Origin of the sequence: Cognatundibacterium squillarum (assembly GCF_014652435.1) — a bacterium.
GTDB lineage: Bacteria > Pseudomonadota > Gammaproteobacteria > Burkholderiales > Burkholderiaceae_D > Undibacterium > Undibacterium squillarum.
The window spans coordinates 271,244-284,860 of sequence record NZ_BMYU01000003.1; the positions used below are offsets into that span (position 1 = coordinate 271,244).

The following is a 13,617-nucleotide window of genomic DNA, read 5'->3' on the forward strand; positions in this document are numbered from 1 at the left end:
CAACTCAGAACTCTTCCCAGTCATCATCTGCCTGCGCCTTCTTTGCAACCGGCTTTGCTGCCGGCAGAGACCTTACAGTATCCGCCTTTGCTTTCGGGCGAACAACTGGTTCAGCACGGCGTGTTGCGCTTGCAACAGATGGTGCAGGTGTACGGATCTGATGATCAGCACCGCCCAGTTTAAACACGCTGACGACTTTTGCCAGCTCTGCCGCCTGATCCTGCAGACTTTGCGCCGCCGCCGCCGCTTCTTCCACCAGCGCCGCATTTTGCTGAGTCACACCATCCATCTCGATGATGGCGTGGTTGACCTGCTCGATACCCACGCTTTGTTCCTGACTTGCTGCGGTAATTTCCGCGATGATGTCAGTCACATGTTTAACGCTGCTGACCACCTGATCAATCGTCACACCGGCCTGTCCTACCAGTTTAGTACCGACTTCAACTTTCTCAACCGATGTATCAATCAGTGTTTTAATTTCTTTCGCTGCAGCTGCACTGCGTTGCGCCAGACTGCGGACTTCTGCCGCCACCACCGCAAATCCGCGCCCCTGCTCACCGGCGCGTGCTGCCTCTACCGCTGCATTCAGCGCCAGAATATTGGTCTGGAACGCGATACCGTCAATCACGCTGATAATATCAACAATCTTTTTAGAGGATTCGTTGATCGAGCCCATGGTTTCAACCACTTCCGCAACGACCACGCCACCCTGACGTGCCACTTCAGAAGCCGATGCCGCCAGCTGATTCGCTTCACGTGCATTGTCCGCATTCTGTTTCACAGTGGAAGTCAGTTCGCGCATGGAAGAAGTTGTTTTTTCCAGCGAGCTTGCCTGTTGCTCAGTACGGGAAGACAAATCCAGGTTACCAGTCGCGATTTCACTGGAAGCGGTTGCGATGGTATCCGTACCCATACGCACCTGCGCCACAATATTCACCAGGCTGTCGCGCATTTTCTTCATTTCGAAAATCAGGCTGTCCTGATCATTGTGCGCAACGTCAATCGGCGCTGTCAGTTCACCGGCAGCAATCTGGCCAGCGATTTGCGCTGCATATTCAGGCTCACCACCCAGCTGTTTCAGCAGGCTGCGGCTGATCACATAGGCCGCCACTGCACCACCGGCAACTGCCAGCGCGCCGAGAATCAGCATCATGATCGTCGCGGATTTGAATTCAGCACCGGCTTGTTCCGCCACGCTGGTATTCAGTTTATCTTCCAGATCCACCAGTTCGTCCAGAGAATCCAGCCATGCTTGCTGCACAGGACGCAGTTTTTTAATCAGGGTAATGGTCGCCACTTCAGGGTTATTGGCCAGACCCAGTTCCTGCGCTTTTGCCGGCAGGGATGCTGCTGCGGATTCTTTTTCCTTCAGCTTATCCAGCAGGGCTTTCTTCTCCGGATGAGAAGCACCTTCATTCTGGATCAGCTTCACCAGCTTATCGTTCGCTTCTGCGTATTTTTTGGACTGATCTGCAATTTTTGCCAAATCTTTTTCCATGTCAGCAGCGTCGTTCAGCAAAGTCAGGTTACGCAGCGAAACCATGCGGTCGTAAACAATCGCGCGCATATCAATGGCCAGACGTGTTTCAACGTTACTGACGTTGACAATGCGCTCCAGTCGTCCCTGAATCTGGGACATACGCATAATGCCAACCACTGTCACTGCTACCAGAAAAGCTAATACCAGAGCAAATCCAAGCCCCAGACGCTTACTCACCGTCATATTCGAGAAATTCATGTACTTGACTGTTATGAAATAAGTTAAAACGAAATCCCGCTACCAAAGCATAGTTTTGCTTACTATTGCTTTACGTAAAACGCTATACCTGCAGAATAGGTTTTATATTGCGCTACCGGGAACAAGCAGAAATTGACAGGTACAGGGTGGAAATATACTTTAATTTTGCTCAACAGCAACGGCTTTTTTCGGAAATTTCAACTGCTTTTACTTCTTTTCACAGAATAATGGCTGGTCACTTTTTCCCGCAGCGCATCATTAATAAAAAGAGATTTCCAAAACACAACAAAACATTTCGCTGTCTGTGGGTACTTCACGAAATTAAATTCGAAAGGCAGCCGCATTTTTCTCTGCGCAAACGGTTCAACCTGTTATTGATAGCCTCTATCATATATTTGATATAGCACAATCTTTTCCGGATGTTAGTCTTCCGCTATGAATCGTGCATTTCTGTCAGCAGTGCGCATACACAACACATTTCATCCGGAGTTGAGATGTCCAGCCCGATACGGTTTTTCCATGCCAGCCAATTACACACCGTCTCTGACCAGCCGGTAACCCGCACTTTACTGCAATACCTCAGAGAGGATGCGCATTGCACATCTGTTAAGGAAGGGTGCGCGGAAGGCGATTGCGGTGCCTGCACCGTGGTTGTTGGCGAACTCTGCAACGGAAAGTTGCAAATGCGCTCTGCCAATGCCTGCCTGCTGCCGCTTGCATCACTGCACGGCAAAGCAGTATTCACTGCTGATCAGTTAGGCGATGAACAGAAGCCGCACCCCATACAGGAAGCGATGGTGAGTTGTCACGGATCACAATGCGGATTCTGCACGCCGGGCTTTATGATGTCGATGTGGAGCGTTTATCTGCAGCGTGACAGCCGTGGCGGCCCCGCGTCACGCGAAGAAATCCAGCAAGCCTTATCAGGTAATTTGTGCCGTTGTACCGGATACCGCCCTATCGTCGATGCAATGCAGGTCGCAGAACAGGCACCGGAACATCCGTTTGACCGGCAGGCACTTTCTACACAGCTCGCTGGTATCGCCGATACCGGTGACTTCCATTACAGCGCACAGAAGCAACACTGGCATGCACCGCGGACGATGGATGCCCTGCTCCGCTTGCGCCATGCGCTGCCGAATGCAACGCTGGTCGCCGGTTCCACCGATATCGGCCTGTGGATTACCAAGCAATTCCGCCCGCTGGGTGACTTCATCTCTGTTGCAAAGGTCGAAGCCCTGCATCACTGCGAGCGTACCGATGAAGGAATTTTCATCGGTGCTGCAGTCTCTGTCGAGCAAGCCTATCGCGCATGTCTGAAGGAGTATCCGGAGCTGTCAGAGCTGGCAGACCGCTTTGCTTCCCTGCCCGTCAGAAATACCGGCACGCTCGGTGGCAATATCGCGAACGGTTCGCCCATCGGTGACTCCATGCCCTGGCTGATTGCACTTGGCGCCCGTATCGAACTCGCAAGTGTCAGCGGAACACGGCAAATTCCGCTGGAAGCGTTTTATACCGGCTACCGGCAAAAAGATTTGCAGGCGAATGAAGTCGTCGGCCGTATCATTATTCCGTTACGTACTTCCGCGAGCTTGTTCCGGGTCTGGAAAATATCGAAGCGGATTGATCAGGATATTTCTGCAGTTTGCATTGCCTTCTCCGCGACACTGAACGACGGACGTTTGCAACATGTCCGGATCGGTGCCGGTGGCGTTGCGGCGATTCCTGCACGGGCACGACAAACCGAAGCTGTGCTCGAAGGCAGTATGTGGGATCAGGCTGCGCTGGAAAAAGCATGTGCTGCAATCGCAGCAGAATTCACACCGCTATCCGACATGCGAGCCAGCGCAGCGTATCGTCGTCAGTTATGCGTTAACTTGCTGAAACGGTTCTGGCTGGAAACAAGTCCGGCTTCGGATGCAAAAGACAAGGCGCTGTCGCTGACTGCTTATGCCGCTGCAGGAGACCAACAATGAACAACATCATTGATACCAGCCCTGTTACGCAGCGTGTGCATGAATCGGCATGGGCACACGTCACAGGAAAAGCCTTGTACACGGATGATCTTCCGGAATTACAGGGAACTTTACACGCTGCACTGGGCTTATCCCCTTATGCCCACGCGCGCATTCTGAAAACCGATCTCAGCAAAGTCAAAGCGAGTACTGGCGTTATCACTGTTTTTACGGCATCCGATATCCCCGGCGACAATCAGTGCGGCCCGATTATCAAAGACGATCCAATACTGGCTGATGGTTTACTGCAGTACGTGGGGCAGCCGGTATTTATTGTTGTGGCTGACAGCCACGAACATGCGCGGAAAGCGGCAAGGCTGGCAGAGTACGAGGTCGAAATGCTGCCGGCACAATTGCACCCCAGAGCGGCGGCAGCGGATGGTCAGCTGGTGATTCCTCCGATGCATCTTCGCCGCGGGGATGCGCAGAGCCGGCTTGCTGCAGCACCGCACCGTATTCAGGGGCAATGGCAGGTCGGTGGTCAGGAACAGTTTTATCTGGAAGGTCAGATCGCGAGTGCCATACCCGGCGAAGGCAATACGATGCTGGTGTATTGTTCAACGCAGCATCCGAGCGAGATGCAACATATCGTCGCGCATGCACTGCATATTGGCAGCCATCAGGTACAAGTCGTGTGCCGTCGCATGGGTGGCGGATTCGGCGGAAAGGAATCACAGTCCGCATTGTGGGCAGCCTGCGCTGCGATTGCGGCATCCCATCTCAGACGACCGGTTAAACTGCGTGCCGACCGTGACGACGATATGCAAGTCACCGGTAAACGTCATGATTTCTGTTACGACTACGATGCCGGCTTTGATGCAGACGGGCGTTTACTGGGATTGTCGGTACAGATGATCAGTCGCGCCGGTTTTTCCGCAGATCTGTCCGGCCCGGTTGCTACCAGAGCCGTTTGCCATCTGGACAACGCCTATTTTCTTTCCGATGTCGATGTGCGTGCGCTTTGCGCAAAAACCAATACGCAATCCAACACAGCATTCCGTGGCTTCGGCGGCCCTCAGGGTGCACTCCTGATCGAGTATCTGATGGATGATATTGCGCGCCATCTGGGTAAAGATCCGTATGAAGTTCGCCGCAGCAATTTTTATGATCCTGATCCGGCAAACGAAAGGTATCTGACCCATTATGGCCAGCCGGTTGCCGATAATGTTCTGCAACCACTGTCAGAACAGCTGCATCAGGAGGCAAACTATGCTGCACGGCGTGAAGCCATTCTTGCCTTTAATCGCCAGAGTCCGGTGCTGAAAAAAGGACTGGCACTGACACCGGTAAAATTCGGCATCGCATTCAATGTCACCCACCTGAATCAGGCGGGTGGCCTGGTGCACATCTATCTGGACGGCACGGTACTGGTCAATCACGGCGGTACCGAAATGGGCCAGGGTATCCATACCAAAATTCTGCAGGTAGTCGCACGCGAACTGGGCGTCAGCGCAGACAAAGTGCGCATCGCAGCAACCGATACCAGCAAAATCGCCAATACATCCGCAACCGCTGCTTCAACGGGAACAGACCTGAATGGCAAAGCCGTACAGGATGCCGCAATACAATTGCGTCAGCGCCTGTCAGCGCTGGCATCGCGCTTATCCGGTGCTCCGGAGACTGCGGTTCATTTTTCGGATAATCAGGTTACCGCCGGTGACTGGACAATGCCGTTCGCCGAACTGATTCAGAAAGCATACTTGCAGCGCATACAACTCTGGTCAGACGGTTTTTATGCGACGCCGGGCATCCACTGGAATGCGGCTGCGATGCAAGGCAGTCCGTTTCAGTATTTTGCTTACGGCGCGGCACTGTCAGAAGTCATCGTCGATACGCTGACAGGCGAGTGGAAGCTGCTGGCGACAGACCTGCTGTACGACGCTGGTCAGTCGATCAACCCTGCCATCGACCGAGGGCAGGTCGAAGGCGGCTTTATTCAGGGCATGGGATGGCTGACAATGGAAGAGCTGGTCTGGAACAAAGAAGGTAAGCTCAGCACACATGCGCCTTCTACCTATAAAATTCCGGCTGTTTCCGATTGCCCGGCCCATTTCAATACCCGTCTGTTCAGTAATGTGAACGCTGCGGATACGATTTACCGTTCAAAAGCAGTCGGTGAACCTCCGTTGCTGCTGGCCTTCTCCGTATTCTTCGCAATCCGGGATGCTGTCGCGGCGATTCACTCTGATTTCAAAGGACATGTTCCGCTGGCGGCACCGGCAACGCCGGAAGCCATTCTGAACGCGGTTCAAACGATGCAATCCACACTTAAATAATGATGAATGTTACTCAGGCCTTTCGCGGCAGCATCCTGTATTTCACCGGAGATCCGTTGCACGATCACCAGCCGGTTATCTGGCATGAAGATGGTTTATTACTGCTGAACGGCGAACTGATTGTTGCCAGCGGTGCCTACGCTGATCTGCGGGATAAACTTCCGGAAGATCTTTGCGTCACCGATTACAGCGGAAAAATCATCATACCCGGGTTTGTTGACACCCATGTGCATTACCCGCAAACCGATATTATCGCCTCACCTGCCGAAGGCTTGCTGCCCTGGCTGGAGACCTATACATTTCCTGCGGAAAGCCAGTTTGGTGACCATGACTACGCACAGGAAGTTGCATCCTTCTTCCTGGACGAGTTACTGAAAAATGGCACAACAACCGCCATGGTCTACAGCACTGTACACAAGACATCCGCGGACGCATTCTTCGGCATCAGCCATCAGCGCAATTTGCGGATGGTGACCGGTAAAGTACTGATGGACAGAAACTGTCCTGAATACCTGCAGGACACCGCCGAAAGTGGCGCGCGTGACAGTGAAGATCTGATCAGAAAATGGCATGGCCGCGGGCGACAACTGTATGCACTGACACCGCGATTTGCACCTTGCTCAACAAACGAGCAACTGGGACTGACCGGTGAACTGGCGCGCCAGTATCCGGATACCTTTATTCAGACGCACGTCGCAGAAAATCAGGACGAATGTGCATGGGCGCGCAGTCTGTTTCCGTCTGCACGCAGTTATCTGGATATTTACGATCAGTTCGGACTGATGCGCGAACGCGCGATGTATGCGCACTGCATCTGGCTGGACGAAACCGATACCAGACGTATGGCAGAAACCGGTTCAGCCATCTCCGTGTGTCCGACTTCGAATTTGTTTCTTGGCAGTGGTCTGTTCAGTTTCCGTGGTGCGGAACAACATCAGGTACAACTGAGCATGGCAACGGATGTCGGCGGTGGAACCTCGTTTTCCATGCTGCAAACCATGAACGAAATGCATAAAGTCGCCCGCATGGGTGGCTATCACCTGAACGCATTGCGCATGTTCTATTACGCCACACTGGGCGGCGCAAAAGCGATGCGGCTGGACCATCAGATCGGCACGCTGCAAGCCGGTACCGAAGCAGATTTCATTGTCCTGAATCCGAAAGCCACGCCACTGCTCAGCCGCCGTACCGAAAACGCAGACTCACTGGAAGAAGTGTTATTTGCGCTCGCCATGCTGGGTGATGACCGGACGATTGAAGCAACCTACGCCGCCGGAATACGTCAGAAATAAATATTTTTTGTTCACAAACAAAAAGGCTGCATCCTTACAGATGCAGCCTTTTTTCATTTCAGACCGTTACTGCTGATCAGAAACGGTACTTACCGGTTAAGTAGATCTGACGACCCAGTGCACTGGCATAACGTGCATCAAAACCGCTTTGATTACCACCACCTTTTGTACGTACACTGAATGGTGGATCTGTATTAAACAGATTTTTCACACCCGCAGTTAATGACAACGCTTTGCTGTAATCATAACGCGTTTGCCAGTCGAATGTTGTGAACGAATCTACATCGCGTTTCATACCTACATAGTCACCGAGAGAACCATCTGCATTCACCTTACGAATAACACCGGCACCTGCAGTCACTTCCATATCGTGATATCCGGATTTGTAGTTCATCGCAAGTGTGTGTGAAAACTGATTACTTTGTTTCCACGTAGTTGCAATTCGTGTAATCAGGCGAGACACTACATTGCTGTTCGTATCGAATCGGCCAATTGAACTCTCCCAGTCACTACCCGGATTGATGAAATCTGAATTCAGCATATAAGTACCAGTCCACTGAACAGAAATATCACCAAAACCGGTTTTAGTTCTGAAACTGTGATCCCAATCGATACCTTTGTTATAGCCTTCAGCCATATTCAATGGTGTCGACTCTCTGGCCAGAACATCACCCTGAATCTGATCCTTGATCACTTTAAACAAATAGTTGTACTTTGCCGGATTACCAAAAACCTCCGTGTCAGATAAGGTGGTGATCTGGTCTTTGATTCTGACCATCCACAAATCCATACCCAGCGACAGACTGTTGGTTGGTTCTAAACGAAATCCGATCGTGTACTGCGTGGATTTTTCAGGTTTCAACGCACCAACACCGGTATTAGGGTTACCGCCACTCAACTTGTCATATTCTGCTTTACCTTTGCAATATGCAGCACGAGGATCAGGTGCAGTTACCGGGCAATCGTACTTATCATCGACCACGCCAGAGTGAAGCATAGGCTGCGAAATTGATGTCATACTAGCAACTTTAAAGCCCGTAGCATAGGACCCACGCAACATTAAACTATCCATTGGACGATAAGAAGCAGCAATCTTATAAGTGAACTTAGATGCCGGATCGCCCTGCGTAACGCTGCCATTCAACCGCTTTGCATCCTGATCGAACACCATGTTATTTGTGACAGCTGTATAGCTGTCATAGCGCCCAGAAGCCGTTAAATCCAGATTTTTCATCACTGGCATCAATACTTCCGCAAATGCGCCCCAGTTTTTGCGGGATGCATCAGCAGGCAACGTTCCGGAAACACCGCTACCCATGGCAGCATCTGTAAAATTCGGTTGCTGTGGATTAGCACCCTGTGCAATCGCACTTGGGCTGGAGATGTAAGTCTGCTTGGAGAAGTCAGCGCCCGTACCAAATTGCGCCATACCGCCAGGTACTTTCATCAACTCACCGGATACCCTAGCACTAATTGTATCCAGTTTAACTTTTGTTGCTTCTTCGATGCCACTCAGAACTGCAGGTGCCAGCACCGATTTCGATCCACCAGCGGGTAAGAACGGATCGAATTTTCCTGTATCAACAATCTCAAAGAATTTATCAGCACTGAGGAAACCACCCGCAAAAGTTGACTCAAACTTATTCTCAGAATGGACGTAGGAAATTGTGTAGTCGTAGCCTTTATATGCACCGTTGATCCCCAATGCCAAATGTTTTGCATCGGTGGTGTAATCGTAAGCACGTCCCCCGGCATCAAACAAGCGAACACCAGCAGTCGCAGATGTCACCTCTGAAGGGTCAATTTTGTATTGTGCAAGATAAGGCTGCACATATTTTGAAAAGAGTGCTGCGTTGACCCGGATAGGCTGAGCAACCGGAGCATGACGGGCATTCATTACGTAACGCGATGCAACCGCTTCTGCAAAAAATGTCGTTTCTTCGTTAATTTTATAGTTCAAGGAACCAAAGAAAGAGTCGCGCTTAGACTTCGGCTGCAACATAACCGTGCTGGCGTAGTCAAATCCACAATATTCAGAACTTGAATTTTTAACTAGAAATGTATTTGCTCCACATGCACCTGACTTTGCATAGTCAGGCGAGAAACGGAATGAGCGCCCCCCTGTTAAACCTAAATTTACCGTTGCGGGACTTGAGTTACCAGACAGCTGATATAAGGAGTATTGCTGGCCATCGTGCATAAACTTAACTAAGCCACTTTTGCCAAATTCCCGTTGTGAAGCATTCAGCTCTTTCAACTCATCATGTGAATAGGAAAGCAGGACGTTGTAGCCATTTTCTTCAAGGTTACCAAATCCTTTGGAAATGGAAGCGTTATAGCTTTGGCCGCCACTTTGGGTAGTACCATTGTAGGTCGCTTCAATCACCGCATCGGTCTGGTTCTTTTTCAACACGAAATTCACCACACCTGCGATTGCGTCAGAACCATACAGCGCTGAAGCACCATCGGTCAGCACTTCTACGCGCTCAACCGCTGACATCGGGATACTGGCCAGATTCACCGCACTGCCAGAACCATACGGGGCCATACGACGGCCGTTCAGCAACACCAGGGTATAACTCTCGCCAATACCGTGGACGGAAGCTGTCTGTACGCCACTACCCTGACCATTCACAGAGGAAGAAGACGCGGTAAATCCCTGCATCGCCGGCAAGTTCTGTATCAGATCTTCAACCGTTTTTGCACCGGACTTCTGGATTTCTGCATTGCTCAGGGTTTGTACCGGCAATGCGCCTTCTTTTGCAATGCGTTTAATCGAAGAACCCAGAATTTCAACTTTCTGTACTTCTTCTGCATAGGCTACGGCACTGGTCATGCCAGTCACCAGTAAGCCGCTGGCGCACAATACGCGCACCGTTCTTGCTAATTTCTTTTCTATCATTACTTGTCTCCGGATCAGATCGGGTAATAACGGCCAATTCCGCTATAAATATTCATCCAATACTTTTTAAATATATTGGCAGAATATTTATGAGACCATCCTGCAAGTATTTGTGTCAATGTGTAGGTTTCAATAACACCAAAAATACAACGGTTTTTCTGACTTTCTATATTTCTTTGCTCCCAGAAAATATTGCACTCCGCCAAAAAAAAATCCCCCGCCGGTTACCCGGCGAGGGATTTTTCAGGTACGAAAATCTATTCTGAGATCAGAATTTCTTATCGTATTGTACGGTCAGTTTTGCAGAGCGAGGTGCTGCATATGATTCAACCATTCCGTAGCGATTCGCTGGCAATGCACGTTCACGGATCTGTTCTGCAGACTGATTATTGAAGACGTTAAATACGTCAACTTTAAACATCAGCTCTTTCATCCAGTTTGGACGGTAAGAAACGTTCAGATCCAGAGTTTTTGTCCATGGCAGGTTACCAACAGAACCACGTGGAGAAGGTGCTGGTGTGCCTTGTGATGGATCGGCACCAGTTCCGCAATAGTGGAACAGGGAAGAACCATAGTTCTGAGATGCCAGGTTAGCTGGGTCCGGGTATTTACCCAGGCAGTTACGTGGACGACCAGAAGCCAGCAACAGATTAGCACCAACAGTTACTTCAGAAGTCAGACTGTAGTATGCAAACGCTTTGATGACGTGGGTACGATCATTCGGCAAACGGCCATTCGCATATTCCATCAGCTCTTTAAAGTCATAAGAAACCGTCGCTGCCGGATCAGACTGACCCAGATCAGAGTTCAACTGACCTTCAGTGTTGCCTTCAGAACGGGACCAAGTGTAGTTTACGCGACCATACCATTTACCGTCATACGGATGTTCAGCAAAGAAGTCCAGCGCCAGATATTTACGGGACGCCTCAGGCATTGCAGCACCGTCACGAGTACTCTGACCACCAGCCAAATCCTGCGGTGTCAACACAACGCGTTCATTCTTACCGTCACCATCAACGTCCAGCTCGAAAACGTTAGTTTTGCCCGGGTTGATAATCGCACAGCTCCATGCTGGTCCGTTGACAGCAAATTTACCTGTGCCATCGAACTTATCGGTTGCTACGCCGTTCTTCTTCGCCCAGTTCTGAATAGGACGTGGATCACAGAAGTCTTCCAGCGTGTTTTTCAGTACACGGTAAGTGACCTTAGCACCGACGTTCAGAGATTTAGACAATGCTTTTTCAAAACCCAGCGCAATCTCATCCTGATAGTGGGAACCCAGATTTTTGGCTGCAACGTAACCTACATCTTTAGGATTACCCGTCTCACCGTCAGGAGAAAACTTCGGTGTCAGTGCAACTAAACCCGTTGGTGCGCCAGTTGCAGGATCGATACCAGTATAAGAGAAATACTGATCGATGAATGTAGAGGCACCCGCACCACGGATCGCAACGTTTGCAGGCATTTGCAAGTGATAGCGACCAATGTTGAAGAACGCTTTAGAAGAGTTATCGCCTGTAAAATCCCAAGTACCGGCAATACGCGGTTCAATCTGACGATCTTGCTTGATGAAAGCCTGACCCTGATCATTGAAATTGGTGAACTGCTCATTACGCAGACCCAGAACCAACAGCATATCTTTATTGATTTGCCATTTATCTTCGATGTACTGTGCCGACTGATCTACTTTGGCAGGATTAATCGCTTTGAACTGGTGAGAATGCGCGAAATAGCAAGTTGTGCCATTTTGCAGATTGGTCGGCACCAGTGGTGCACCCGGTGCTGCAATTTGCGCACCACAAGTATCAGACTCATAGTTCCACAAAATGCCACCAGCAGTCGATGTACCACCGTAGGAATTCAGTTTAACCTGATCGATACCAGCACGCAGTGTATGCGAGTTATTTACGCGATATTCGATATCGAGACGATAGCCGGAAGACTTATTGTAAGAACCTGGCGCAAATACGTCATCAGTAAATGGCTGATTATTTACATAGTTGATACCTGGCGCTGCATCTACAACATTGATTTGCGGCATTGCTGGATTGTAACCAATCTGCTCCTGCACACGATCAATTTTGGTACGACCATACATCGCTGTCAATGTGAAATCGTCACCAAAGTGGCCTGTATATTTCAGAATATCGAGATTACCACCAGTCGGTGCTGCAATCGGATTCGGGCCATAGCTTTCGTAATTTACTTCACCACCCTTTACACGATTAACAGAATTTGTTTTGTAATCGTAACCAAAGTATTTACGGTTATCTTTTGGCGTATCACGAACAAGAGTGTACTCCAGAGAGTGGTCGTCTGTGATTTTCCAGTCGAACTTCGCCAGCATACGTGGCGTTTTCATTGTGCGCTCTTCCCAGCCGGAAGCGCCAGATGCCGGATCGGAATCGACCAAGCGTGTACCGGTGCGCGTATAACGATTTTGTTCAACGTTGACGAAACCGAATAATTTATCTTTGATCAGCGGGCCACCGACATAGGCGCTCGCCATCCAAGAATCAATTTGTTCATTCGCCAGTTTTTGACGAACCTTGTTGTTAGAGTTCGGATAAACAATATCTAACGAAGTTGCACGCAAGGCATCCGGGCTATACGAAAACGCACCACCGACTACCCAGTCATTTGTACCGCTTTTTGTTACTACGTTAACGACGCCACCAGTCGAACGACCGAATTCAGCACCATAACCACCAGTCAGTACCTGTGCGGTCTGAATCGAATTAAACGGCAATTGGGAGAAACCCACCTGTGTCAGCGGATTCGTGACCGGGAAACCATTAATATAGTAAGCATTTTCCGATGCAGAAGCACCACCGATACTTGGTGCGCCACTGCCACCGTAACGAGGATCACCTTTGACAGCGCTTGGTGCCAACTGAATCACTGCGCCCATATTATTGGCAACCGGAATTTTCGCCAGCTCTTTTGCAGTGAATGTCAGGCCCTGATTGGTGTCAGAGACATCAATACGGCTGACAGCACGACCAACCACCTGAACCTGAGCAATATTAAACGGAACCTCTTTACCTGCACCGATGCTGACTGAAACGTCTTCAGAACGCTCCACTTTACCATCACGAATCAGGGAAACTTTGTACTCGCCGACTGGCAAAGACAAAGCCTGGAAACGACCATTTGCATCCGGGGTCAGGGTACGTTTGAAGCCAACGCTGTTATTTTCAATCAGAATGCTGGCACCGGCAGGTGCAGAAACCTGACCATAGATAGAACCAGTGGTGTTCGATTGCGCGTAGACAACTGATGATGCAGAAGCGGCGAACGCAAGCATTAATGCATGCGCAACCAGCTTCTTTTTGAGTACTAAACGATTTTTAGACATGTGAGTTCCTAAGTATCCAATTCAACATTGCAGCCA

Annotated in this window: 6 protein-coding genes; 3 read left to right on the top strand and 3 right to left on the bottom strand. The window is 50.0% G+C overall.

The features are described from left to right. Nucleotides 1-4: 4 nt before the first annotated feature. Nucleotides 5-1,738: a methyl-accepting chemotaxis protein gene (locus IE092_RS08315; RefSeq protein ID WP_229793100.1), complete on the bottom strand. Its 1,734-nt coding sequence runs from the start codon at nucleotides 1,736-1,738 to the stop codon at nucleotides 5-7. A gap of 494 nt (nucleotides 1,739-2,232) precedes the next feature. Between IE092_RS08315 and xdhA the strand changes: the two genes are divergently transcribed. The 3 genes from xdhA to guaD are packed head-to-tail and all read left to right on the top strand — an operon-like array spanning nucleotide 2,233 to nucleotide 7,321. Next, nucleotides 2,233-3,714 carry a xanthine dehydrogenase small subunit gene (xdhA, locus tag IE092_RS08320; RefSeq protein ID WP_189356588.1) on the top strand — a complete coding sequence of 494 codons (1,482 nt, stop codon included), beginning with the start codon at nucleotides 2,233-2,235 and terminating at the stop codon, nucleotides 3,712-3,714. Next, nucleotides 3,711-6,029, top strand: coding sequence for a xanthine dehydrogenase molybdopterin binding subunit (gene xdhB, locus IE092_RS08325; RefSeq protein ID WP_189356589.1), 2,319 nt, complete (start codon nucleotides 3,711-3,713; stop codon nucleotides 6,027-6,029). Before xdhA ends, xdhB begins: the two co-directional genes overlap by 4 nt. Beyond that, on the top strand, nucleotides 6,029-7,321 hold the full coding sequence (guaD, locus tag IE092_RS08330; protein ID WP_189356590.1) for a guanine deaminase: 1,293 nt from the start codon (nucleotides 6,029-6,031) through the stop codon (nucleotides 7,319-7,321). Before xdhB ends, guaD begins: the two co-directional genes overlap by 1 nt. 76 nt (nucleotides 7,322-7,397) lie before the next feature. Here the strand turns inward: guaD and IE092_RS08335 are convergent, their stop codons facing one another. Next, the gene (locus IE092_RS08335; RefSeq protein WP_189356591.1) at nucleotides 7,398-10,223 is read right to left on the bottom strand and encodes a TonB-dependent receptor; all 2,826 of its coding nucleotides are present in this window, start codon (nucleotides 10,221-10,223) and stop codon (nucleotides 7,398-7,400) included. A gap of 268 nt (nucleotides 10,224-10,491) precedes the next feature. Beyond that, nucleotides 10,492-13,581, bottom strand: coding sequence for a TonB-dependent receptor (locus IE092_RS08340; protein ID WP_189356592.1), 3,090 nt, complete (start codon nucleotides 13,579-13,581; stop codon nucleotides 10,492-10,494). Nucleotides 13,582-13,617: the final 36 nt, after the last annotated feature.

Coding starts and splice junctions, on each gene's coding strand:
- IE092_RS08315 (WP_229793100.1), bottom strand. CDS start 1,738: ATGAATTTCTCGAATATGACGGTGAGTAAGCGTCTGGGGCTTGGATTT.
- xdhA (WP_189356588.1), top strand. CDS start 2,233: ATGTCCAGCCCGATACGGTTTTTCCATGCCAGCCAATTACACACCGTC.
- xdhB (WP_189356589.1), top strand. CDS start 3,711: ATGAACAACATCATTGATACCAGCCCTGTTACGCAGCGTGTGCATGAA.
- guaD (WP_189356590.1), top strand. CDS start 6,029: ATGATGAATGTTACTCAGGCCTTTCGCGGCAGCATCCTGTATTTCACC.
- IE092_RS08335 (WP_189356591.1), bottom strand. CDS start 10,223: ATGATAGAAAAGAAATTAGCAAGAACGGTGCGCGTATTGTGCGCCAGC.
- IE092_RS08340 (WP_189356592.1), bottom strand. CDS start 13,581: ATGTCTAAAAATCGTTTAGTACTCAAAAAGAAGCTGGTTGCGCATGCA.